The organism is Cellulomonas wangleii (assembly GCF_018388445.1).
Classification (GTDB): Bacteria; Actinomycetota; Actinomycetes; order Actinomycetales; family Cellulomonadaceae; genus Cellulomonas; species Cellulomonas wangleii.
The window spans coordinates 1,045,264-1,068,934 of record NZ_CP074405.1 but is presented as its reverse complement, the minus strand read 5'-3'; the positions used below and the strand labels follow the sequence as shown (position 1 = coordinate 1,068,934).

Annotated in this window: 19 protein-coding genes; 9 read left to right on the top strand and 10 right to left on the bottom strand. The window is 75.8% G+C overall.

Annotation, left to right across the window (positions count from 1 at the left end; all coding sequences use genetic code 11):
* Positions 1–3 precede the first annotated feature (3 nt).
* Genes KG103_RS05030 through KG103_RS05015 form a run of 4 tightly spaced genes read left to right on the top strand, consistent with a single transcriptional unit; the run spans position 4 to position 7,905 of the window.
* Positions 4–1,059, top strand: a complete 1,056-nt coding sequence (locus tag KG103_RS05030; RefSeq protein ID WP_243656505.1) for an ABC transporter ATP-binding protein — start codon at positions 4–6, stop codon at positions 1,057–1,059.
* On the top strand, positions 1,056–1,778 hold the full coding sequence (locus tag KG103_RS05025) for an ABC transporter ATP-binding protein (protein WP_207341578.1): 723 nt from the start codon (positions 1,056–1,058) through the stop codon (positions 1,776–1,778). The genes KG103_RS05030 and KG103_RS05025 overlap by 4 nt, the downstream gene beginning before the upstream one ends.
* A gap of 23 nt (positions 1,779–1,801) precedes the next feature.
* Positions 1,802–5,131, top strand: a complete 3,330-nt coding sequence (locus KG103_RS05020; RefSeq protein WP_207341577.1) for an FtsX-like permease family protein — start codon at positions 1,802–1,804, stop codon at positions 5,129–5,131.
* Positions 5,128–7,905, top strand: coding sequence for an FtsX-like permease family protein (locus KG103_RS05015; protein ID WP_207341576.1), 2,778 nt, complete (start codon positions 5,128–5,130; stop codon positions 7,903–7,905). The genes KG103_RS05020 and KG103_RS05015 overlap by 4 nt, the downstream gene beginning before the upstream one ends.
* A 95-nt stretch (positions 7,906–8,000) precedes the next feature.
* Here the strand turns inward: KG103_RS05015 and KG103_RS05010 are convergent, their stop codons facing one another.
* From KG103_RS05010 to KG103_RS04995, 4 genes are all read right to left on the bottom strand, one after another.
* The gene (locus KG103_RS05010; RefSeq protein WP_207341575.1) at positions 8,001–9,635 is read right to left on the bottom strand and encodes a DHA2 family efflux MFS transporter permease subunit; all 1,635 of its coding nucleotides are present in this window, start codon (positions 9,633–9,635) and stop codon (positions 8,001–8,003) included.
* Positions 9,636–9,739: 104 nt separating this feature from the next.
* A complete protein-coding gene (locus tag KG103_RS05005; protein WP_207341574.1) occupies positions 9,740–10,369 on the bottom strand; it encodes a PadR family transcriptional regulator in 630 nt (209 codons plus the stop codon).
* 183 nt (positions 10,370–10,552) lie between these two features.
* Positions 10,553–11,896 carry a PhoH family protein gene (locus tag KG103_RS05000; protein ID WP_207341707.1) on the bottom strand — a complete coding sequence of 448 codons (1,344 nt, stop codon included), beginning with the start codon at positions 11,894–11,896 and terminating at the stop codon, positions 10,553–10,555.
* A 322-nt stretch (positions 11,897–12,218) separates the two neighbouring features.
* Positions 12,219–12,980, bottom strand: coding sequence for an isoprenyl transferase (locus KG103_RS04995; RefSeq protein WP_207341573.1), 762 nt, complete (start codon positions 12,978–12,980; stop codon positions 12,219–12,221).
* 148 nt (positions 12,981–13,128) lie between these two features.
* On the opposite strand from KG103_RS04995, the gene trhA reads away from it, so the two are divergent.
* Positions 13,129–13,908 carry a PAQR family membrane homeostasis protein TrhA gene (gene trhA, locus KG103_RS04990; protein ID WP_207341572.1) on the top strand — a complete coding sequence of 260 codons (780 nt, stop codon included), beginning with the start codon at positions 13,129–13,131 and terminating at the stop codon, positions 13,906–13,908.
* 56 nt (positions 13,909–13,964) lie between these two features.
* Here trhA and KG103_RS04985 read toward each other — a convergent pair whose 3' ends face one another.
* The 3 genes from KG103_RS04985 to mca are packed head-to-tail and all read right to left on the bottom strand — an operon-like array spanning position 13,965 to position 16,062.
* Positions 13,965–14,810, bottom strand: a complete 846-nt coding sequence (locus KG103_RS04985) for a nitrilase-related carbon-nitrogen hydrolase (RefSeq protein ID WP_207341571.1) — start codon at positions 14,808–14,810, stop codon at positions 13,965–13,967.
* Positions 14,807–15,178 (bottom strand): hypothetical protein, encoded by a 372-nt coding sequence (locus KG103_RS04980; RefSeq protein WP_207341570.1) that lies wholly within the window; start codon positions 15,176–15,178, stop codon positions 14,807–14,809. The genes KG103_RS04985 and KG103_RS04980 overlap by 4 nt, the downstream gene beginning before the upstream one ends.
* Positions 15,175–16,062: a mycothiol conjugate amidase Mca gene (gene mca / locus KG103_RS04975; RefSeq protein WP_249670810.1), complete on the bottom strand. Its 888-nt coding sequence runs from the start codon at positions 16,060–16,062 to the stop codon at positions 15,175–15,177. Before mca ends, KG103_RS04980 begins: the two co-directional genes overlap by 4 nt.
* 123 nt (positions 16,063–16,185) lie before the next feature.
* Between mca and KG103_RS04970 the strand changes: the two genes are divergently transcribed.
* Both KG103_RS04970 and greA read left to right on the top strand, forming a co-directional pair.
* Positions 16,186–16,590, top strand: coding sequence for a DUF4307 domain-containing protein (locus KG103_RS04970; protein ID WP_207341569.1), 405 nt, complete (start codon positions 16,186–16,188; stop codon positions 16,588–16,590).
* A 259-nt stretch (positions 16,591–16,849) separates the two neighbouring features.
* Positions 16,850–17,335 carry a transcription elongation factor GreA gene (greA, locus tag KG103_RS04965; RefSeq protein ID WP_089800908.1) on the top strand — a complete coding sequence of 162 codons (486 nt, stop codon included), beginning with the start codon at positions 16,850–16,852 and terminating at the stop codon, positions 17,333–17,335.
* 87 nt (positions 17,336–17,422) lie between these two features.
* Here greA and ilvA read toward each other — a convergent pair whose 3' ends face one another.
* Genes ilvA through KG103_RS04950 form a run of 3 tightly spaced genes read right to left on the bottom strand, consistent with a single transcriptional unit; the run spans position 17,423 to position 21,155 of the window.
* On the bottom strand, positions 17,423–18,634 hold the full coding sequence (gene ilvA, locus KG103_RS04960; protein WP_207341568.1) for a threonine ammonia-lyase: 1,212 nt from the start codon (positions 18,632–18,634) through the stop codon (positions 17,423–17,425).
* Positions 18,631–19,923 (bottom strand): AI-2E family transporter, encoded by a 1,293-nt coding sequence (locus tag KG103_RS04955; RefSeq protein ID WP_372434916.1) that lies wholly within the window; start codon positions 19,921–19,923, stop codon positions 18,631–18,633. The genes ilvA and KG103_RS04955 overlap by 4 nt, the downstream gene beginning before the upstream one ends.
* A complete protein-coding gene (locus tag KG103_RS04950) occupies positions 19,920–21,155 on the bottom strand; it encodes a cystathionine gamma-synthase (RefSeq protein WP_207341567.1) in 1,236 nt (411 codons plus the stop codon). The genes KG103_RS04955 and KG103_RS04950 overlap by 4 nt, the downstream gene beginning before the upstream one ends.
* 138 nt (positions 21,156–21,293) lie before the next feature.
* Between KG103_RS04950 and msrA the strand changes: the two genes are divergently transcribed.
* Both msrA and KG103_RS04940 read left to right on the top strand, forming a co-directional pair.
* Positions 21,294–21,971, top strand: coding sequence for a peptide-methionine (S)-S-oxide reductase MsrA (gene msrA / locus KG103_RS04945; protein WP_207341566.1), 678 nt, complete (start codon positions 21,294–21,296; stop codon positions 21,969–21,971).
* Positions 21,972–22,104: 133 nt separating this feature from the next.
* A complete protein-coding gene (locus tag KG103_RS04940; RefSeq protein WP_207341565.1) occupies positions 22,105–23,667 on the top strand; it encodes an ATP-dependent DNA ligase in 1,563 nt (520 codons plus the stop codon).
* Positions 23,668–23,671: the final 4 nt, after the last annotated feature.

The following is a 23,671-nucleotide window of genomic DNA, read 5'->3' as shown; positions in this document are numbered from 1 at the left end:
AGGATGGAGCAGGCCATGGACCACGGGACGACGGTGCAGCAGGACGCAGCCCGGACGAGCCTGGCGACGCTGGAGGAACGTGCGCGGGCACGCCCGGAGGCGTTCGGGCGCACGTCGCTCATCGTGTGCGAGTCGCTCGTGCGCATCTACCAGGCCGAGGGCATCGAGGTGCAGGCCCTGCAGGGGCTGGACCTGCTCGTCGACGAGGGCGAGATGATCGCCGTCGTCGGCGCGTCCGGCTCCGGCAAGTCGACGCTGCTGTCGGTGCTGTCCGGGCTCGACGTGCCGACCGCCGGCAACGTGCGCGTCGGCGAGTGGGACCTCATGACGATGACCGCCCGCGAGCGCGTGGAGTACCGCCGCTCCACGGTCGGGTTCGTGTGGCAGCAGACCGCACGCAACCTCGTGCCGTACCTGACGGCGGCGGAGAACGTGGCCCTGCCCATGGCGCTGGCGGGCAGGCCGCGCAAGCAGCGCCGCACCGAGGCCGACGCCCTGCTGGACGTGCTCGGCGTGGCGTACTGCGCGGACCGCCGCCCGGGGCAGATGTCCGGCGGTGAGCAGCAGCGCGTCGCGATCGCCGTCGGCCTGGCCAACGCCCCGCGCGTCCTGTTCGCCGACGAGCCCACCGGTGAGCTCGACACCGCGACGTCCGCGGACGTGCTGGAGGCGATGCGGGCCGTCAACCGCGACCTGGGCACCACCGTCGTGGTCGTGACGCACGACCCGGGGGTCAGCGACCACGTGCAGCGCACGGTCGCGATCCGCGACGGCCGCACGAGCTCGGAGGTGCTGCGCCGCACCGCGACCCGCGACGACGGCACCGAGCACGAGGTGGCCGAGGAGTTCGCCGTGCTGGACCGCGCCGGGCGCGTGCAGCTGCCGCAGGAGTACCGCGAGACGCTCGAGCTGGTCGGCCGGGTGCGGCTCACGCTCGAGCAGTCGCACGTCGCGGTCCGCCGCGGGCACGACACCCCCGCCGCGGCAGCCCCGACGACCACCCCGGCGACGGCGCAGCGGGGCGAGGACCACCCCGGACACGGACGGAGAGCCCGATGACCGCCACCACCACCGCCGCGGCGGGGACCACCCCGGGCGCGCAGGCACCGCTCGTGCGCGTCGAGCACGTGGACCGCACCTTCGGCAGCGGCCACGCCGCCGTGCACGCGCTGCGCGACGTGTCCCTCGAGGTCGCCCCGGGTGAGCTCGTCGCGCTCGTCGGGCGCTCGGGGTCGGGCAAGACGACGCTGCTCAACACCATCGGCGGTCTGGACCGCCCCGACGCCGGGCGCATCGAGGTCGCGGGCCGGGAGGTGTCGTCGCTCGACGAGCGCGGCCTGGTCTCCCTGCGGCGTGACGTCGTCGCGTTCGTGTTCCAGACGTTCGGCCTGGTGCCGGTGCTGACGGCGGCCGAGAACGTCGGGGTGCCGCTGCGGATGCGACGCACCCCGGTCGACGAGCGCGAGGCGAGGGTCCAGCTGCTGCTCGACCTGGTCGGGCTCGGGCCGCACGCCAAGCAGCGCCCCGGGCAGCTGTCCGGCGGGCAGCAGCAGCGCGTCGCCATCGCGCGCGCCCTGGCCAACTCCCCGCGCCTGCTCATCGCCGACGAGCCGACCGGGCAGCTCGACTCCGAGACGGGCCGGGCGGTCATGGCGCTGATCCGTGCGGTCGTCGAGGCCGAGGGCATGACCGCGATCGTCTCGACCCACGACCCGGTGATGGTCGCCCTGGCGGACCGGGTCGTGCACCTGGCCGACGGCCGGCTCGTCGACGGCTGACCGGGACACGACCGGTGCGTCACGTGGTGCGGCCAGGAGGGCCGGGCGGTGCGGGCTGGCGGGCGCGCGTCGTGGGCGGGCGGCTGCGGGACCAGTCCCTGGTGGTCCTGATGGTGACGGCCGTGGCCGTGGCGGCGACCACCGTGGTCGGCCTGCTCGCGGGTCTGCTGCACCTCGCGCAGACCGATGCCGTCCGCTCCGCTCTGGGTGATCTCGACCCCGACGACGTGCGGATCGAGGCCACGGTCTGGGTCGACGGCGAGGACACGGAGACGGTCCTCGCCAAGGCCGGCGACGGGTTGGCGGCGATCACGGGGGACGTCCCGACGGACGTCGCGACCTGGCTCATCGGCCCGTGGTACGCAGTTCCGCGCCCGGACGGTGTGCCCGCGCACATGGCCTACCTCGCCACGCTGCCACGCACGGAGAGCACCGCACGGCTGGTCGACGGCCGGTGGCCGCAGGCGACGACCGCACCGGACGGCGCGCTCGAGGTCGCCGTCCCGGTGATCGCGGCGACGTCGAACGGGTGGGGGGTCGGCGCACGGATCGACGCCAAGGTCTGGGAGACCCGGCAGGACGCGACCTGGACCGTCGTCGGCACGTACGAGGCGATCGGACCGAGCGCGGGGTGGGCACGCGACCGGCTGCGCGGCGCCGGCATGGATCCCGCCCGGAACGTGCCGGGCAGTGCGGGGATGCGGACGACCGTGGCCTGGGGACCGTTCCTGGTCGACCCGTCGGTCCTCAGCGGTGCGGGGACCGTCGACACGGCCTACCTGCTCGCCGAGCCGCGGCTGGGCGAGGCGTCGCCCGACGCGGTCGCGGGGCTGCGCGAGCGGGTCGTCGACGGGCCCGTCCTCCTCGCCGAGGCGATCCGGCCGGAGGTACGCGGCCGGCTGACCACCTCGCTGGACGACACGGTCGACGCCATCGGGTGGCAGGTCGCCGTCGCGCGCGCCGGCGTGGTGACGACGGGCCTGCTGCTGGCGACGCTCGCGACGACGGTCATGCTCCTGGCGGCACGGCTGCTGGCCGAGCGCCGGACCGCCGAGAACGAGCTGCTCGCGGCGCGCGGCGCCTCGCCGGGCCAGCTGCGCTCGGCCGTCGTGCTGGAGGCGCTGGGGCTGGCCGCGCTCACCTGGCTGGCGGCGCCGTGGGCCGCCCAGGCAGCTCTGGGCGCCCTCGTGCGGTCGGGCGACCTGACGGCGGCCGGCTACCAGGTGGGACCCGGCGTCCCGGCCCCCGTCCTGCTCGCGTGCGCCGCGATGGCCGGTGTCCTCGCGGTGGCGCTGTGCGTCCCCGCCTGGCACACCGCCGGGTCCAGCACGGGGACCGCGCACGCGGGTCTGCTGCGCGCGGGGGCCGACGTGATGCTGCTCGGGATCGCCGCCGTCGCACTGGCCCAGCTGGTGACGTACGGCTCCCCCGTGGTCCGCGGCACCGGCGGCCCGTACGTCGACGTCGTCCTGGTCGCCGGTCCCGCGCTCGTCGTCCTCGCGGTCGCCACGGTCGCGCTGCGCCTCGTGGCACCCGTCGGACGGGGGGCCGACGCCCTCGCCGCGGGCGCGCGCTCGTTCGTCGCGCCGTACGCGGCCTGGCAGGTCGCCCGGCGTCCCGCCGTCGCGTCGGGGACCGTCCTGCTGGTGGTCGTCGCGGTGGCCGCCGGGTCGTTCTCGGCCGCGTTCGGTGCGACGTGGCGGACCTCCCAGCTCGAGCAGGTCGACCTCGCCCTCGGGACGGACCTGCGCGTCGGAGGCTTCCCCGACGCCCCGCTGACGGCGTCCGTGGCGGTGGCCGGGGCCACCGCGGACCACCCGACGGTCCACGCCCAGCCGGTGGTCGACCGCCACGTCGACGTGGGTCCCCGGAACGGCACCGCCGGTGTCTCGGCGCGGTTGCTGGCGGTCGACGCCTCACGGCCGCAGGACGTCCGCGGACGCACCGGCACCGAGCCCGCCGACCTGCTCGCGGGCCTCGGCACCCTGCCCCCGCCGACCGGTACCGCCGCCGACGTGCCCCCGGACACGCAGTGGCTCGTCGCCGACGTCACGGTCACGACGGACCCGGTCACCGGGGGCGGCTCGGGCCTGGTGCACCTGACGGTGGAGGACGACCGCGGCGTCGTGGTCCAGCTCGCCCCGCGCACCGTCCGGCTGGGTGAGCGCGTCCAGGTCGCCACGCAGGTGCCGCGGTCGGACCACCTGCGGCTCGTCGCCGTCGGGGCGTTCGTCGCGCCCGAGGCGCTGCCGGACCTCGACGCCGCCGCACCGATCCGCGGCAGCGTCCGTCAGCTGGATGTCCGGCTGACGCTGCACGGCCTGCACGGCGTCCCCCGGTCGGCCGGTGTCACCCACTACGCCGCAGCCGCCGAGGCACCCGGGCCGGCGATGACGGTCACCGGCGACGGCTGGTCCGGGACCGTCCACCAGGCGCCCCGGACGTCGGCGCTCGACGTCGCGGGCGGTCTGACCCCGGGCGATCCCGACCGCGCGCTCGAGATCACGGGCTCCGTGCTCGGCGACGGCCGTGCGATGACCCAGGCGAGTCTCGTCGCGAGCGTCGGGAGGCCGACGACGCCGGTGCCCGCCGTCGTCAGCCGGGCCCTGGTGCAGGAGATCGACGTCCGGGAGGGCGACCTCCTGTCGCTGAGCGTGACGGGCACGCCGGTCGACGTCGTGGTGCAGCGCGTCGTCGACGACGTGCCGGGGGCACCGGGCCGCCCGGCCCTGCTCGTGGACCACCGCGTCCTGGCGTGGAGCGTGCTGGACACCGGCGGGCAACCAGGCCTCGCGGACGTCTTCTGGGTGGCCGGGCCGCAGCCCGCCGTCGCGGCCGTGGCGGCGGAGCTCACGGGGACGGACGCGGAGCTGACGTCGCGCGCCGGACGACGCGCCACCGCGGTCGCCGGACCCGTCTCGGCCGCGGTGCCCGCAGCGCTGTCCCTGCTCACGATCGCCGCCGTGGTGCTGGTGCTGGTCGGAGTCGGGACGGTGGCGGCGGCGGCGCTGCGGGCGCGACGGCTCGAGCTGGCCCGCCTCCAGGCCCTCGGTGCGTCACGGCAGGGTCTCGTGGGCGGGCTGGTGGTGGAGACCACGCTGCTCGTCGTGCTCGCCGCCGCCGTCGGTCTGCTCGCCGGCTACGGCCTGTCGGCGGTGGTCGCGCCGCTGCTGACCCTGTCGCCCGACGGCCGTCCACCCTCCCCCGATCCCCGCCTGGTGTGGGGCTGGGGGCGCCAGGCGGTCCGGACCACGGGCCTCGTCGTCGCGGCGTGCGCCGTCGTCACGGCGGTCGTCGGCCTGGGCCTGCGTCGCGCGTCCGGCGCCGCGCTGCGGATGGGGGACGCGCAGTGACCGGCACCACCGCCACCCGTCTGCGGGCGACGACCGGGGACGCGGTGCTCGTCACCCGGCGCCGTGCCCGCCAGGACGCGGGCCTGGTCATCGGCACCGCGGTCCTGCTGACCGCGACGCTGCTGGCGCTGCTGGCCGTGCCGCGCCTGCTGGCCCGCACGGCCGACGACGCGCTGCGCGAGGCCGTCACCCACGCGGGCGCCGAGGCGGACGTCGTCGCACCGGTCGCCGTGGCGGAGTTCGTGTACCCCCCGCCGGAGGACCCGTTCGCCTTCCCCGTCGAGGCGGCCGTGATGCTCGACGAGACCTTCGAGGACCTGCGTCCCGCGACCGCGGTGTCGACGTCGCCGCCCTTCGTCGCCCTGCTCGACGCGCAGCGGTTCCCCGCCCGTCTCCTCACGATCGAGACGCCGTCCGACCCGGCGCCGCCGGTGCGGTGGACCGCCGGACGCGAGCCGGCGACCCTGGTGCCCGACCCGGAGACCGTCTCCCCCGACGACGTGCTGCCGGCCGCGACGCAGACGGACCTGGGGCCCCGTGCCATCGAGGTCGGGCTGAGCGTGGCGTCCGCGGACGAGCTCGGCGTGGACCCCACCGACGGGCCGGTCACCGTCAGCCTGGTGAAGCGCGGCGAGACGGTGGAGGCGCGAGTCACCGGGCTCTACGAGGCCGTGGACCCTGCCGACGTCCGCTGGTCGACCGTCCCCGAGCTGCTCGCGGTGCCGGCCGACGAGAGGGACCCCGTCGGCCTGTACGTGCCGCCCACGGTGCGGTGGGACATGGTCGCCGTCGTCGGGGGGACGCAGCTCGGCGGCTCGGCCGTCGCCCCGGTGGACACCGACGCCCTCACGGTCGACGACGCGCACCGGCTGCGCCGCTCGATCCAGACGGTGGCGGCCCGGGAGGCGATCGTGACGAGCGGCCTGCCCCAGGTGGTCGACGCGTTCGACGCCCACCTCGCCGCCGTCCTCGCGCAGGCCACGCTCGTGGTGACGGGGGTCGGCACGACGGCCGCGTGCTGCCTCGTGCTCGCAGCCGGTCTGCTGGTGGAGCGTCGGCGCACGCACCTGGCCGCGGACCGCGCGCGCGGCGCGTCGCTCGCGTCCGTCGCCACCCGCAGCCTCCTGGAGTCCCTGCCCACGGCCCTGCTGGCGGCCCTCGTCGCCGGTGGTGCCGTCGCCTGGTGGCTGCCCGGCACCGCGGGCCCGACCTGGACCGCGACGGCGGTGGCGCTGGTCGCCGTGGTGGCGCCCGCGGTCCTGGCCGTCCGGGCCGCCCGCGGCGCCTGGACGGGGCGCCGCACACCGGCGGACCGCCGCGAGCGGGCACGCCTCGCCGGTCTGCGTCGCGCCCGGCGGCTGGTCGTCGAGGTGGGTGTGACCGTGGTGGCCGTGGCCGCCGTCCTCGCCCTGCGCGGCCGCGGGATCGTCCCGCAGGCGTCCACGCAGGCGGACCCGCTGCTCGCTGCCGCGCCCGTGCTCCTCGCGGCCGCCGCGGCGCTGCTCGTCGCGCGGGCGGCACCCGCGGCGGTGCAGGCGGCGGCGGGGTGGGCGATGAGGTCGCGCGGGCTGGCCGCACCGCTCGCCGTGAGCCGGGCGCACCGTGCCGCGACGGCCCTGCTGCCGCTGCTGACCGTCACGGTCGCCGTGGCGCTCGTCGTCCTGAGCGGGGTGCTGGTGCAGAGCGTGCGCGACGGCCAGCGGGCCGCCGCGGACCAGCTCGTGGCCGCGGACGTGCGGATCGACGGCGTCATGGACTCCGACGCCGCCCGCGCCGCGATCGCTCGGCTCGGCACCGCCGACGGCGTGACCGCGGTCGCCACGGGCGCCCAGATCGGCGGACGCGCGTTCGGCCCCGGGTCGGATCCGAGGGCCACGGTCGTCGTCGTCGACACCGCCGCCCTCGCCGAGGTGCGCGCGGCCCGTGGCCTGCCCGTCGACGCGGGCCTGGCGACGCTGGGCGAGGCCTCCGACGGTCGCCTGCCCGCGCTCGCGGACGCCGCGCTGCTGGACCGGGTGGACGTCACCGGGGGCACCGAGCTGCAGGTCATCTCCGGGCGGGTCGACGTCGACGTGCGCGGCGCGACGACGGTCCTGGCCGACAACGGCCCCCCACCCGTCGACGCGCGTGCCGCCCACGCCACGCGCACCGGCGACGACGGCGTCGTCGTGATCGACTCCGGCGCGCTGGCCACCGTGTCGGACCGGCTGCCCGCGACGACGCGGGTCTGGGTCGCGGGGCCAGGGGCCGAGCAGGCCGTCGCCGACCTGGGGTTCGCCCAGCTGCCAGGCGTGACGGTGACCACGGCGGACGGGTGGTGGCGCGACTGGTCGCGGGCCCCGCTCCCGTCGGCCCTCATGACGCTGCTGGTCGTCGCGGTCGCCGCGCTGTCCGGTCTCGCCGTGGTGGCGCTCGCCCTCGTGGTGGTCGCGACGTCGGGGGAACGCGGGCGGACGCTGTCGACGCTGCGCACGCTGGGCCTGGACGCGCGGACCGCGCGGTGGGCGACGCTCGGCGAGCTGGCACCGCTCGTGCTCGGCGGGTTCGTCGGCGGCACGGTCATCGGGCTGGCGCTGCCGCCGCTGATCGCCCGGACGCTCGGGCTGTCGTGGGTGACCGGCAGCCCCGGCGACGTCCCGGTGAGCCTCGTGGCGTGGCCGGTGCTGCTCGCCGCGGTCGCGCTCGGGGCCGCCCTCGCCGTCGCCGTGGCCGTGGAGCAGGCCGTGCGGCGCCGGGAGCGGCTCGGCGAGGTGCTGCGCGTCGGGGCCCGCTGACCGGGCGCGCCGACCGGGGCGAGCCGACCGGGGCGCGCTGACCGGGTCCCGCTGACCCCCGCGCCACGGGCGGTCGTCCGGCCGCGCCCGGCCCGTCAGCCGACGGCGGCGCTGACGTCCCTGTCCGGTGCCGGTGCCGCGTGCTGCGGACGGCCGCCGCGCATCGCGAACGCGCAGGCGGCACCCAGCAGCAGCACGAGCACGGTGAACCCCAGCGTCTGGCCGGCGGCCGCGGCGAACCCGGCTCCGGCGGCGGACTGCGCCGCCGCACGCAGCTGCTCGGCCACCTCGGCCGGGACACCCGCCGGCAGGTCGAAGCCGCCCCCGGCCGATCCCAGGCCGGCTGCCGCCGCCTGCCGGAAGCCGTCGACGAAGGGCGTGCGCAGCTCGGCCGGCAGGCCCGCGGCCGCGTCGCGTGCCGCCGCAGGCATCGTGACCGCGAGCCGCGACGTCAGCAGCGCCACGACGACCGCGGACCCGATGACCCCGCCCACCTGGCGGTTCGTGTTGAACGCACCGGCTCCGGCCCCTGCCGTGCGCTGGTCCAGGCCGGTCGTCGCGAGGTTGCCCAGCGGGGAGAACACCAGCCCGGTCCCGACACCGAAGCCGAGCATCGGCACCACGAGGCGCCAGACCTCGACGTCGGGCTGCACCTGCGTCGCGAGGATCCCGATGGACACGGCCAGCACGGAGAACCCGGTGGCCACCACCCACTTGCCCGCGACACGGTCGGACAGGCGGCCCGCGAACGGGGCGACCACGCCGGAGATCAGCGACCCGGGCAGACCCACGAGCGCGGCGTGCAGGGGCGAGAGCCCGAGCACCTGCTGCAGGTACAGCGTGAACGGGAAGAAGATGCCCGTCATGGCGAACGACACCGCGGCTCCCGCCACGTTGGCCAGCGAGAAGTTGCGGTGCGCGAAGAGCCGCAGGGGCAGCAGCGCGTCGTCGCCGCGGTGGCGCTGCCAGAGCAGGAACGCGGCCGACACCAGGGCACCGGCGCCGACGACCAGGGGCACGGTCACCGGGCCGACGATCGTGCCCCACCCGTAGCTCGGTCCTTCCTGCAGGCCGAACACGAGGAGGCTCAGGCCCACGACGGACAGCACGACACCGGGCACGTCGAACGTGCGCGCGTGCGTCGGCAGGGCGGGCAGCCGCGTCAGGGACAGCCACAGCGCGACGACGCCGACCGGGATGTTGACGTAGAAGATCCACTCCCACCCGATCGTCTCGACGATCACGCCGCCGAGCACGGGTCCGGTGATGGTGGCGACACCGGCCACCGAGCCCCACACGCCCAGGGCAGCACCGCGCTTCTGCGGCGGGAACACCCGCGTGATCATCGCCATCGTCTGCGGCGTCATGAGCGCACCGCCGACGCCCTGCACGGCGCGGGCGGCGATGAGCACCTCGACGGACCCCGCCAGGCCGCAGGCCAGCGACGCGGCCGTGAACACCACGAGCCCGGCGACGAACACCGGCCGGGGACCGAACCGGTCGCCCAGCCGGCCGGTGACCAGCAGCAGCACGGCGAAGGTCAGCAGGTACGCGCTGTTGACCCACCCGACGGTGACGAGGTCGGCGTCGAACACGTCCTGCAGGGTGGGGACGGCGATGTTCACGATGGTCGTGTCGACCATGATCATGAAGAAGCCGAGGCACAGCGGGGGCAGGACGCTCCACGGGCTGCGCCCGTGCAGGTCGACACCGGGTGCGGACGAGGTCATGGCGTGCTCCGGTCTGGGGGCGCCGGTCGGCGCGGGTACGAGTGGTGCGGTGCGGCGGTCGCCCGGGGCGACGTCGGCGTGGGGCGGGTGCGGGCGGCGCGGGCTCAGCCCGGGTGCGCGTCGACCCGCGCCTGACGGCGCTCGCGCGCGGCCAGGAAGTCGTCGGGCGGAGGGCCGCCCCAGGTGAGGGTGCCGTCGGCGAGGTCGCGCAGCACCTCGTCCAGCCAGGCGACCTCGCGCTCGAGCAGCGCGAGCTCGCGCTCCCCGTCGAGGACGAACCGGCGGGGCAGGCCCAGGGCGAGCGCCTCGTCGAGGCGGTCCCGCAGGTCGGCGAGCCGCGCCGCCTCCCGGTCACGGCGCGTGGTCAGCGCGGCGGCCACCTCGTCGGCGGGCAGACCGGGTGCGTGGGCCAGCCCGACCGGGAAGTCCGCGTAGGCGGGGCGGTGGTCGGCGAGGTAGGCCGTGACGGCGCGTCCGAGGGTGGCCCGCCCGGCGGGCGTGACGGAGTAGGTGGTGCGCTCGGGTCGGTTGCCGCACCGTTCGGTGCCGACCGCCTCGACGAGGCCGTCGCGCTCGAGCCGCTGCACCGCGTGGTAGACGGCGCCGGGGTTGACCCGCACGAGCCGGGCGTCGCCCCGCTCGACCAGGGTCGTGAAGACGTCGTAGGGGTGGCGGGGCCGCTCGTCGAGCAGACCGAGGACGAGCACCGCGACCGCGCTCGGCTCGCCCGCCATCGTCCACCCCCGTCGACCCGTGACCTTCGTCCTACTCCGCACGGAACATTACGCCCGGATCAAACGGCGGTCCAGCGGAGCACCCGACCGCGCGCACCGGCCGTGCGCACGGGACGGTGCACCGCCGGAACGCACCGCGGGCCGGGCCCACGGGGGACCCGGCCCGCGACGGGCGTCGGACGCTCAGGCCTCGATGCCCTCGAAGAGCTCGGTGACCAGTGCCGCCACCGGTGACCGCTCGGACCGCGTGAGCGTCACGTGCGCGAACAGCGGGTGACCCTTGAGCGCCTCGATCACGGCGGCGACGCCGTCGTGCCGTCCCACCCGCAGGTTGTCGCGCTGGGCAACGTCGTGCGTCAGCACCACCCGCGACGACTGCCCGATGCGCGAGAGCACCGTCAGCAGGACGTTGCGCTCGAGGGACTGCGCCTCGTCGACGATCACGAACGCGTCGTGCAGCGACCGGCCGCGGATGTGCGTCAGCGGCAGCACCTCCAGCAGGTCGCGGTCGAGCACCTCCTCGACCACCTCCTTGCTGACCAGCGCGCCGAGCGTGTCGAACACGGCCTGCGCCCAGGGGTTCATCTTCTCGGCCTCGGAGCCGGGCAGGTACCCCAGGTCCTGGCCGCCCACCGCGTACAGCGGGCGGAAGACCATCACCTTGCGGTGCTGACGCCGCTCGAGCACGGCCTCCAGGCCCGCGCACAGGGCCAGCGCCGACTTGCCGGTGCCGGCGCGACCGCCCAGCGACACGATGCCGATCTCCTCGTCGAGCAGCAGGTCGATCGCGATGCGCTGCTCGGCCGACCGGCCGTGCACCCCGAACACGTCCTGGTCGCCGCGCACCAGCTGCACGTGCTTGTCGGCCGTGACGCGCCCGAGCGCCGACCCGCGCGGGGAGTGCAGCACCAGGCCCGTGTGGCACGGCAGGTCGCTCGCACCGCCCGCGAGCGCCGAGGGGCCCGTGACGACGTCGGCCAGCGCGATCGACTCGTGCTCCCACAGGTCGGCCATCTGCTGCTCGGACACGTCGAGCGCGTCCATGCCCGTCCACCCGGAGTCCACGGCCAGCTCGGCGCGGTACTCCTCGGCCGGCAGCCCCACGGCGGACGCCTTGACGCGCATCGGCAGGTCCTTGGACACGACGACCACGTGCTGCCCCTCGGCGGCCAGGTTGGCGGCGACCGCGAGGATCCGCGTGTCGTTGTCCCCCAGCCGGAAGCCCGCGGGCAGCACGGCCGGGTCCACGTGGTTGAGCTCGACGCGCAGGGTGCCGCCCTGGTCGGTCACCGGGACGGCGGCGTCCAGCCGACCGTGCTCGACGCGCAGGTCGTCGAGCAGGCGCAGCGCGCTGCGGGCGAAGTACCCGAGCTCCGGGTGGTGCCGCTTGGCCTCGAGCTCGGTGATGACCACGACCGGCAGGACGACGTCCTGCTCGGCGAACCGCCGGATCGCGTGGGGGTCGGAGAGCAGGACCGACGTGTCCAGGACGTACGTCAGGCGGGGGCCGGCGGGGCCGCCCGTCACAGGTGCGGTGCCCTCGTCGTGCTGCTGCTGCGAGATGTGGTCCACGGCAGGCTCCCCTCGGCGCGTCAGTGCCGGTCTGGGCGCCGTCCGGCGACTCGGGGCGCGGACGCGCACGCGGGTCGGCAGTCGGCGGCGGGACGGGGTCGGTCGGCCGAGGGCCGGGACCGGCCCTCCTCCCGGAGCGCATGCTCCATGGGCTGACCTCCCGGGACGACGGGTGTCGTCCGTTGCCCCGACCGTAACCCGCATCACATCCGCGACGGCACGAATCGGGTCACGACACGCGAATCGTCACACGCCGTTCACCTGGACGACGGAGGCCTCAGCGACCCATCCGGCGTTCCCGCTGGCTGTAGGCGCGCACGGCGCGCAGGAAGTCGACGCGCCGGAAGTCCGGCCAGTACGCCTCGCAGAAGTAGAACTCGGAGTGGGCGCTCTGCCACAGCAGGAACCCGCCGAGGCGCTGCTCGCCGGACGTGCGGATGACGAGGTCCGGGTCCGGCTGGCCCTTCGTGTACAGGTGCTGGGCGATGTGCTCGACGTCGAACGCCTCGGCCAGCTCGTCCAGGCTGGAGCCGGCGTCGGCGTGCATGCGCAGGAACGAGCGCACGGCGTCGGCGATCTCGCGCCGCCCGCCGTAGCCGACCGCCACGTTGACGTGCAGGCCCTCGACGTCGGCCGTCGCGTCCTGCGCCGCCTTGAGCGCGGCCGCGGTGCGGTCCGGCAGCATGTCGAGCGCCCCGACCGCCTGGATGCGCCAGCGCCGCTCGGCCGCCAGCTCCCCCACGACGTCCTCGATGACACGCAGCAGCTCCTCGAGCTCCGCGGGGTCGCGCGCGAGGTTGTCCGTCGACAGCATCCACAGCGTCACGACCTCGACGCCGACGTCCTCGCTCCACTCCAGGAGGTCGCTGATCTTGTCCGCGCCGCGGCGGTGGCCCGTCGCGGACGGCAGCCCGCTGCCGCGCGCCCAGCGGCGGTTGCCGTCGAGGATGACGCCGACGTGCCGGGGCACCTGCTCCGGGTCGAGCGATGCGGCGAGCCGTCGCTCGTACAGGCCGTACAGCGGGTGCGGCAGGCGCACGCGGAGCCTCCCCCGGGGGTGGGACGTCGGACCCGACAACGGTACTCGCCGCCGCGGCACCCCGGCGGCGGGTGGTCCCGGGGCACCCCGTTCGGGCGTAACCTACGGTGTCGTAACTTCCGGCGGACGAAAGCGGTCACAGCCTCCGATGAGCACTCACCCGGCGCCCGGTCAGCCCACTTCCCGGTCTGCCCCCGCGACCCCCGGCGCCCCCGCCGACGACACGCACGAGGCCGGGCCCGTCGCCCGTGCGGCGGACGCCGTCGGTGACGCCGTCGAGGCCGCGGTCGAGGCCGTCAAGCCCCGCCTGCGAGGCATGATCCACGCCGGCGTGGCCCCGATCGCCCTCGTCGCGTCCATCGCCCTGGTGGCCCTGTCCCCCACCTCCGCGGCCCGCTGGTCGACGGCCGTCTTCGGGGTCACCGCCGTGCTGCTCTTCGGCACCAGCGCGGTGTACCACCGCGGCACCTGGTCCCCGCGGACGGCGGCGCTGCTGCGGCGCCTGGACCACACCAACATCTTCCTCATCATCGCCGGCACCTACACGCCGCTCGCGGTGCTGCTGCTGCCCCCGGCGACCGCCCGCAGCCTGCTGCTCATCGTGTGGTCCGGTGCGGTCGTGGGCATGCTCGCGCGAATCTTCTGGCTCGGCGCGCCCCGGTGGGTCTACGTGCCGATCTACCTCGCGCTCGGCTGGGTCGCGGTGGGGTACTTCCCGCAGTTCTGGCAGACCGGCGGCGCGACGGTCGTCGGGTTCATCGCCGTCGGCGGCCTGGCGTACACCGTCGGCGCGATCATCTACGGCATGAAGCGCCCCAACCCCAGCCCGCGCTGGTTCGGGTTCCACGAGATCTTCCACGCGCTGACCGTGGTCGGCTACGGGTGCCACTTCGTGGCCGTCGCGATCGCGGTGTCCCGCCTGGCCTGACAGGACACGCCTGGCCTGACAGGACACGCCTGGCCTGACCGGGCACCGGCCCGTCGTCAGGCCCGGGGGACCACCGCGTACCGCCGGTTGGCCAGCGACGGGTCGCGCTCGCGCACGGCCCGCAGCGCGGCCGCGTCCAGGTCGACGGTCCGCACCTGCGGCGTCCCGTCCAGCTCCAGCCCCACGACGCCGTCCGGCCCGACGACCAGCGAGCGCCCCACGACACCCGTGCCGGCCTGCCCGACAGCGACGACGGCGGCGGTGTTCTCGATGGCGCGGGCGACGGCGAGGGTCCGCCAGTGCAGGGCCTTCAGGTCGCCGGCGACCCACGCCGCCGGCACCACGAGCACGTCCGCGCCGGCGTCGACGACGCGCCGCGCGGACTCCGGGAAGCGCAGGTCGTAGCAGGTCAGCACGCCGAACCGCAGGCCGGCCACGTCGAGCACGAGCGGCGGGGCGTCCGCGGGGCCCGGGGCGAGGCGGTCCGACTCCCGGTGCCCGAACGCGTCGTAGAGGTGCACCTTGCGGTACACGCCCGCGACGTCGCCCGTGGCGTCCACGGCGACCACCGCGTTGACGGCACGCGGCCGCCCGTCGGCGCCGGGGGCGCCGTCGGGGAGCGTCGTCCCGGCCACCACGGCGAGCCCGTGCCGCGCGGCGGCCTGACGCAGCGCCCCGACGAAGGGGCCGTCCAGCGGCTCGGCGAGGTCCACGCCCACCCCGCGGGGATCGTAGGCGGAGGCGTACTCCGGCAGCACCACGACGTCGGCACGCGCCCGCGCCGCCGTGCGCAGCGCGTCCTGCGCAGCCAGCAGGTTCGCGGTCCGGTCCGGGCCGACCTGCAGCTGGGCCACGGTCACCCGCACCGCGGGGCGCTGGGGCGGCGCGGGTCGGTCGCTCATCGCCCGGGTGCGGGCGGCGCGGCCGGCGGGTCCTCGACGTCGCCGGACGCCGTCACGGCACCCGCGGACGACGCGGCGGTCCCGGCACCCTCGGCGCCGGCACCCTCACCACCGGCACGCTCGCCGACCGTGCCGTCACCGACCGTGCCCTCGCCGGCGGACCCACGCAGCCGCTCGCGGTGCGTCGCGCGCCGCATGCGCCGCGAGAAGGACACCGCGAGAAGGATGACCGCGAGCGCCAGCACGAACGTCGCGATGAACCCCGCGAGCCCGGGGGACCCCTCCTCGGGGCTCTCGATCGTCGGCCCCGGCAGTCGCTGGGACCAGCGGACCCCGGCGACCAGTGCGGTCGCCACCAGCGTGTTCATCGTGCGTGCTCCGTCCCGCGGATCCCCGCGAACAGGTCGGTCTCGGGCAGGGTGGTCTCGACGCGGGACTGCGCGAGCTCGTACTCCTCGTCCCGCCAGCTGGCGAGCTCGACGTCGCGCGGGACGGCGAAGAACCAGCCCTCGGGGTCGATCTGCGTCGCGTGCGCGCGCAGCGCGGCGTCGCGCCGGTCGAAGTACTCGGCACACTCGATGCGCGTCGTCACCTCGCGCTCGGGCACCTCGCGCGCCTGGCGGGAGTCGATCCAGTCGCTGAACGGCGACTCGCCCCCGGCCGCGACGATCGCGTCGTGCACCGCCCGCATCCGCGCGAGCGAGAAGCCGTGGTTGTAGTACAGCTTCAGGGGCATCCACGGCGCACCGCGCCCGCGGTAGCGCTCCGCGTCGCCGGCGGCGTCGAACGCCTCCACGGCCACGCGGTGGCACATGATGTGGTCGGGGTGCGGGTACCCGCCCGTCGGGTCGTACGTGGTGACCACGTGCGGGCGGAACTCCCGGACCAGCTCGACCAGCGGGGCCGACGCCTCCTCGAGCGGGAGCGTGCCGAACGACCCCTCCGGCAGCGGCGGCAGCGGGTCGCCCTCCGGGAGCCCGGAGTCGACGAACCCCAGCCAGTGCTGACGCACCCCCAGCGCCGCCGCGGCGGCGGCCATCTCCTCGCGGCGCACGGCCCGCATCGCCTCCAGCCCTTCGGGGGCGGGCCCGTAGTGCGGGTTGAGCACGTCGCCGCGCTCGCCGCCCGTGCAGGTCACGACCAGCACGTCGACGCCCTCGGCGGCGTACCGTGCGGTGGTCGCGGCACCCTTGCTGGACTCGTCGTCCGGGTGCGCGTGCACCGCCATCAGCCGTAACCGCTCCGAGGTCACCGGGGATCCTTCCGTGGCAGGTCGTGGGACGGGAGACAATGATCCCTCACCCCACCCACAGGTACCGCACGGACGTCCACGAGACACCGCTCGGCGGACCGCAACGCAGCAGGAGGCACCACCGTGGTCGCACCGGCCCCCCGCCCGCCCGTCGGGCGCTACGGACCGGAGCCCACCGACGCCACGCGCCGCCTGCAGCGCGTCGCGCTGGCGGCGCTGGTGGTGGGCGCCATGCTGCTGCTCGGCTGGATCGGCAGCGGCGTCCTGCGGGACCCCGTCCAGTGGCAGGACGTCGGCTACCGCGTGGACGGGCCGGGCTCCACCGAGATCACGTTCGACGTCACCACGGCCGTGGGGACCGGCGCCACCTGCCGGGTGCAGGCGCTGGCCGCGTCGTACGCGCAGGTCGGGGTCCTCGACGTGGACGTCCCGCCGGCCGAGACCCGCACGCGCCGGGTCACCGTGACCGTTCCCACGGTCGAGCTCGCGGTCACCGGCGTCGTGCAGGGCTGCGAACCCGTCGACTGAGCCCGCCGTGCGGGCCGACGCCGCCGCGCCAGGCCCGCGACCTGCGGCGACGTCCCCGCTCACCCGTCCGGCCCACCCGGTCCTGGACGGTGGGTAGACTGTACGTTTACGCCGCCCCCGGTCCGGCGTCGTACGTCAGGTCGACGCGACCGCGGTGGCACGCCCCCCACACCACCCCGCGCCGTCCGGACGTCGGCGACGACCGCGGGCACCGTGCCGCCGGACGGGCGGCCACCCCCAGGCAAGGAAGGGAGCGACCGTGACCGACACGACTGCGGCCACGTGGCTGACGCAGGAGGCCTACGACCGCCTCACGGAGGAGCTCACGCACCTCCAGACCGACGGGCGCAAGGAGATCGCGGACCGCATCGCCGCGGCGCGTGACGAGGGCGACCTCAAGGAGAACGGCGGCTACCACGCCGCGCGCGAGGAGCAGGCGAAGCAGGAGGCGCGCATCCGCGAGCTCCAGGCCAAGCTGCGCAACGTGCAGATCGGCACGCCGCCGGACGACGGCGTCGTCGAGCCGGGGATGGTCGTCACGGCGCTCGTCGCCGGCGACGAGATGACGTTCCTGCTCGGCTCCCGCGAGATCGCCGGGACCGCCGACATCGACGTCTTCTCCCCCACCTCGCCCCTCGGTGCCGCGATCCACGGGCACAAGGTGGGCGACGCCACGTCGTACGTGGCGCCCAACGGCCGCGAGATCCCGGTCGAGATCACGGCGGCCAGCCCCTTCCAGGGCTGACGCGACCCGCCCGACGCGGGGGCACCCCCGAGCCCGAGCCCTGCTCGCCGCTCGACGGGGCGCCCCCGCGCGGTCGTTCCGGAGGGCTCAGGCGTCGCCGAGGCGGTACCCGGCCCGGCGCAGCCCGGCCAGCACCGCCGCGCAGTGCTCCGGGCCCTTCGTCTCGATCTGCAGGTCGACCGCGACCTCGCTGAAGCCCAGGTCGTCGCCGGTGCGCAGGTGGCTGACGTGCATGACGTTGCCGCCCAGGCCGGCGACGTCCCGCAGCAGGTCCGCGAGCGCCCCGGGGGTGTCCTCGACCACCACGTGCAGCTGCAGGTACCGGCCCGCCGACGCCAGGCCGTGCCGCACCACCCGCAGCAGCACCAGCGGGTCGATGTTGCCGCCCGACAGCACGCACACCACCGGGCGTCCGTCGTCGGTGCCCAGCCCGTGCGGGTCGGCCATCAGGGCCGCCACGGCAGCGGCACCGGACGGCTCGACGACGAGCTTGGCGCGCTCCGCCACCAGCAGCAGCGCGCGTGACAGGTCCTCCTCCGAGACGGTCCGCACCGGGACCCGGTGGGCCGCGAGGAGCTCGAACGGCACCGCACCGGGCGTCCCCACGGCGATGCCGTCGGCCATGGTCCGCAGCTCCGGCGCCGGGAGGGGCCGACCGGCTGCGAGCGAGGCGGGGTAGGCGGCGGCGCGCGCCGCCTGGACACCGACGACCCGCACGTCGGGCCGGTCGGCCAGCGCCGCGGCGATCCCCGCGGCCAGGCCACCGCCACCGACGGGCACGACGATCGTGCCCACGTCGGGGACCTGCTCGAGCACCTCGAGCGCGACCGTGCCCTGGCCCGCGTCGATGTCCGGGTGGTCGAACGGGTGGATGAGCACCGCGCCCGTGCGGTCGGCGTGCTCGCGGGCCGCCACGAGCGCCTCGTCGACGGACGTGCCCACCAGCTCCACGTGCGCGCCGTAGCCGCGGGTCGCGGCGATCTTGGGCAGTGCGGCGTCCACGGGCATGAAGATCACCGCGTCGAGCCCCAGCAGACCGGCGGCCAGCGCCACGCCCTGCGCGTGGTTGCCGGCGCTCGCGGCGACGACACCGCGCGCCTGCTCGTCGGGGGTCAGCCGCGCCATCCGCGTGTACGCGCCACGGATCTTGAACGACCCGGCGCGCTGCAGGTTCTCGCACTTGAGCCACACGTCCGCACCGGCCAGCCGCGACAGCGCACGGCTGCGCTGCACCGGCGTGCGCTCGGCGACGCCCTGCAGCAGCTCCGCCGCCGCGCGGACGTCCGCGGGGCCGATCACGACGTCACGGGCGAGCCGCCCGGGGTCGCGTCGGGTGCGTCCGCCTGCTCCTCACGGGTCGCCTGCGCCTCGGACTCCGCCTCCGCGGCCGCCGCGACGGCGCGGTCGAGGACGGGGTGCCCCTTGGCGCGGATGGGGACGTGGTCCCCGGTGCCGAGCTGCGGGAACTTGTCGTGCCCGTGCAGGTACAGCACGACCGTGTTGAGCACGGCTGCGATCGGCACGGCGAACAGCGCGCCGACGATGCCGGCGACCAGGGAGCCGGTGGTCACCACCAGCAGCACCGCCACCGGGTGCAGCGACACCGCGTGCCCCATGAGGAACGGCTGCAGGACGTGACCCTCGAACTGCTGCACCACCAGCACGATGGCCAGCATGATCAGCGCCGAGCCCCAGCCCTGCGTGACGAGCGCGACGAGCACCGCGACGGACCCGGTGACGATGGCCCCGACGAACGGGATGAACGAGCCGAAGAACACCAGCACCGCGAGCGGGACGACCAGCGGCAGCTGGAGGAACGCGGCACCGACACCGATGCCGACGGCGTCCACGCCGGCGACGAGGATCTGCGTGCGCGTGTACGCCCCGAGGGTCACCCAACCGCGGCGGCCCGCCTGGTGGACGCGCTCGCGCGACCCGCGAGGCAGCAGCCCGACCACCCACGCCCAGATGTTCCGGCCGTCGATGAGGAAGAACAGCGTGCAGAACAGCGCGATGAGCGCCCCGGCGACGACGTGCCCGACCGTCACGCCCACGGACAGCGCGCCCGACGCGATCTGCTGCCCGCTGGACGCGACCGCGTCCTGCAGCTGCGACACGTAGTCGTCGAGCTGGGCCGTGCTGAGCTTCAGCGGCCCTTCAGCGAGCCAGTCGGTGAGCTGGGCGAAGCCCTCGCGCGCCTGCTCGCCGAGCTCCGCGATGCCGTTGACGATCGAGCGTCCGGCGAGCGTGAGCAGGCCGATCACCAGCGCGAGCGTCAGCACGAGCGCCGTGCCCGCCGCGACCGCCCGCGGCAGGCGGGCGTGCCGGTGCAGGCCCCGCACCAGCGGCGACAGCAGCACCGTGAGCAGCAGCGCGACGGCCACGGGGACGACGATGACCTTGACCACGGACAGCAGCCAGAGCCCGACCGCGAGCGCGGCGAGGATCACCAGCGCCCGCCACGACCAGCCCGCCCAGGCGCGCACCGACGCCGGCACGGGGTCCGGCCGGGGGGTGACGGCGGGCGGCGTCGGCAGCGCCGGCTCCCCGGCGGGCGTCACCGCCCCGGACGTGCCCGGCGCGCTCACCGAGCGAGCCCCGCCGCGGCGAGCGCCTGCTCGAGGTCGGCGAGCTGGTCCTCGACGTCCTCGATGCCCACCGACAGGCGCACCAGGTCGTCGGGGACCTCCAGCGCGGTGCCGGCCACCGAGCCGTGCGTCATACGGCCCGGGTGCTCGATCAGCGACTCGACGCCGCCGAGGGACTCGGCGAGCGTGAAGACCCGGGTCGCCGCGCACACCGCGACGGCGGACTCCGCCGATCCCGTGCGGAACGCCACCATGCCGCCGAACCCCCGCATCTGCCGGGCCGCGACCTCGTGCCCCGGGTGCTCGGGCAGCCCGGGCCACAGCACCTCGCGCACCCCGGGGTGCGCGACGAGGAACCGCGCGACGGCCTCGGCGTTGGCCACGTGCCGGTCCATGCGGACCGCGAGCGTCTTCAGGCCGCGCAGCGTGAGCCACGCGTCGAACGGCCCGGCGACGGCACCGGACGCGTTCTGCAGGAACCCGACCGCGTCGCGCAGCTCGGTGGTGCCCGTCGGGCCCTGCATGCCGGCGGGGAGCTGGGCGCCGTCCGCGACGACGACCGCACCCCCGACCACGTCGGAGTGCCCACCGACGTACTTGGTGGTCGAGTGCACGACGGCGTCCGCCCCGAGGGCGAGCGGCTGCTGCAGGTAGGGCGTCGCGAAGGTGTTGTCGACGACGAGCACGACGCCGTTGGAGCGCGCGTGCGTCGCGATCGCCGCGATGTCGGCGATGCCGAGCAGCGGGTTGGTGGGCGTCTCGACCCAGATGGCCTTGGTGCGGCCCGGCTGGATCGCGGCGAGCACCGCGTCCGGGTCGGACAGGTCGACGGGCGTGTGGTCGATCCCCCACGGCCCGAGGACCCGCGCCACCAGGCGGTACGTGCCGCCGTACGCGTCGTCGGGGACGACCAGGTGGTCGCCGGGGCGCAGGATCGAGCGCAGCAGCGTGTCCTCCGCCGCGAGCCCGGACGCGAACGCGAACGCGGCGGCGCCGCCCTCGACGGCGGCGAGCGCGGTCTGCAGCGCGTCGCGCGTCGGGTTGCCGGAGCGGGAGTACTCGTAGCCGCCGCGCAGGCCGCCGACACCGTCCTGCTTGTACGTCGAGACCTGGTGGATCGGCGTGACCACCGCACCGGTGGCGGCGTCGGGGTCCTGACCTGCGTGGATGGCGCGGGTCGAGAAGCCGGAGTCGGTCCAGTCGTGGGGCTGCGCGAGCGGGTCGTGGGTCACGGACCCAGGCTAGGCGGTGGGCGCGGCGCCAGCGCGTGACGGCACGCACGGCACGACGGTGCGGTCCGGGCGGGGCCCGCGGAACAGCGTCCGCACCGCGCCTGTTGCACGTGCTGGACCCGACGGAAGGAGACGGTCATGGCCTCGTTGTTCGAGACGCTGCTGGGCACGTCGCTGCGCACGACCATGGTGGACGCCGAGCACGCGCTCAAGGGCCGGGACGCGTACGCGTACCCGGTGCCGACGACGCACGCCGTGCTGGGCACGCCGCTGCAGGGCCCGTGGCCCGAGGGCACCCGCGTGCTGTACCTGGCGTCGGGCTGCTTCTGGGGTGCGGAGAAGGAGGCCTGGCAGCTGCCGGGCGTCGTCACCACGGCCGTCGGCTACATGGGCGGCTTCACGCGCTACCCGACGTACGAGGAGACGTGCACCGGGCGCACCGGCCACACCGAGACGGTGATGGTCGCGTACGACCCGACCGTGCTGTCGGACGTCGACCTGATGCGGCACTTCTGGGAGGAGCACGACCCCACCCAGGGCTTCCGCCAGGGCAACGACGTGGGCACGCAGTACCGCTCCGCGGTGTTCTTCACGACGCCGGAGCAGGAGGCCGCGGCGCGGCAGACGCGCGACGCGTACGCCCCGGTGCTCAAGGCCCGCGGCTACGGCGACGTGACCACCGAGATCCGCTCCGTCGAGGACGCCGGCACGTTCTACTACGCCGAGGACTATCACCAGCAGTACCTGCTGAAGAACCCGGGCGGGTACTGCCCGGTGAACTCGACGGGCGTCGCCTGCCCGGTGCCGTCGGCGTGACACGTGCCCCCGGCCTGACAGTGCCCTCGGCCTGACCGGCCCGGATCGACCTCTCGCCCACGGGTTCCCTAGGTCGCGAGAGGTCGGTCCGGCACGTCAGGCGGGTGTGGGTGGGGCGGGCCAGGATGGGCGCATGCTGCTCGACGACGTCGCCGACGCGTCCGCCCGGGTCGCGGCCACGCGGTCGCGGCTGGCCAAGCGGGCGGTCCTGGTCGACGTGCTTCGCCGGGCTGCGGCCGACGGCCCGGACGACGTGGCGATCGTGTCGCGGTACCTGGGCGGTGAGCTGCGGCAGCGCCGGACCGGGCTGGGGTGGCGGTCGCTGACGGGCATGCCGTTGCCGGCCGACGCACCGTCCTTGACGGTCGGGGAGGTCGACGCCGCGTTCGCCCACATGGCCGGCCTGTCCGGGTCGGGCTCCTCGACCGCCCGCCTCGAGGCGGCGCGTGCGCTCTTCGCGGCCGCGACCGAGCGCGAGCAGCACCTGCTGCGCGGGCTGGTCAGCGGTGAGCTGCGGCAGGGCGCCCTCGACGCGCTGCTGCTCGACGCGGTCGCCGAGGCCGCGGGCGTGCCGGCCGACGTCGTGCGACGGGCCGCGATGCTGGCCGGCGAGACCGAGGCCGTCGCCGTCGCGGCCCTGGGTGCGTCCTCCCCCTCCGCGGCCCGCACCGCGCTGGACGCGTTCACGCTGACCGTCGGCCGGCCGGTGCGCCCGATGCTGGCCCAGTCCGCCCCCGACGTCCCGACGGCCGTCGCCCAGCTCGCCGGCACCGGTGACGCCCCTGCCGTGCCGGTGGTCGTCGACACCAAGCTCGACGGCATCCGCATCCAGGTGCACCGCGACGGTGACGAGGTGCGGGTCTACACGCGCAGCCTCGACGACGTGACCGCCCGGGTGCCCGAGATCGTGGCGGCGGTCCGCGCCCTGCCGGCCCACACCCTCGTCCTCGACGGCGAGGCCCTCGCCCTCGACGCCGAGGGCCGTCCCCGCCCCTTCCAGGAGACGGCCTCGCGCAGCGCGACCCGCGACGCCGACCTCGCCGCGTCGGCGACCCTCACCCCGTTCTTCTTCGACGTGCTGCACGTCGACGGGCACGACCTGCTCGACGCGCCGCTGCGCGAGCGGCTCGCGGTGCTGGACCGGGTGGCCGCGCCGCACGTCGTCCAGCGCGTGGTCACGTCCGACCCGGCCGTGGCGGCCGGGCACTTCCGCAGCGTCGTCGCCGCGGGGCAGGAGGGCGTGGTCGTCAAGGCCGCCGACGCCCCGTACGAGGCGGGGCGGCGCGGCGCGGCGTGGGTCAAGGTCAAGCCGCGGCACACCCTCGACCTGGTCGTGCTGGCGGTCGAGCGGGGCTCCGGACGCCGCGCGGGCACGCTGTCGAACATCCACCTGGGCGCGCGGGACCCGGCCGGCGGGTTCGTCATGCTCGGCAAGACCTTCAAGGGCATGACGGACGAGATGCTCGCGTGGCAGACCCGGCGCTTCCGCGAGCTCGAGGTCGCCGACGACGGGTGGACCGTCACGCTGCGCCCCGAGCAGGTCGTCGAGATCGCGTTCGACGGGCTGCAGCGCTCGACGCGCTACCCGGGAGGGCTGGCGCTCCGGTTCGCGCGCGTCCTGCGGTACCGCGACGACAAGTCCGCCGCCGAGGCGGACACGATCGACACCGTCCGCGCGTTGGTGGCCCCGACGTGACGAC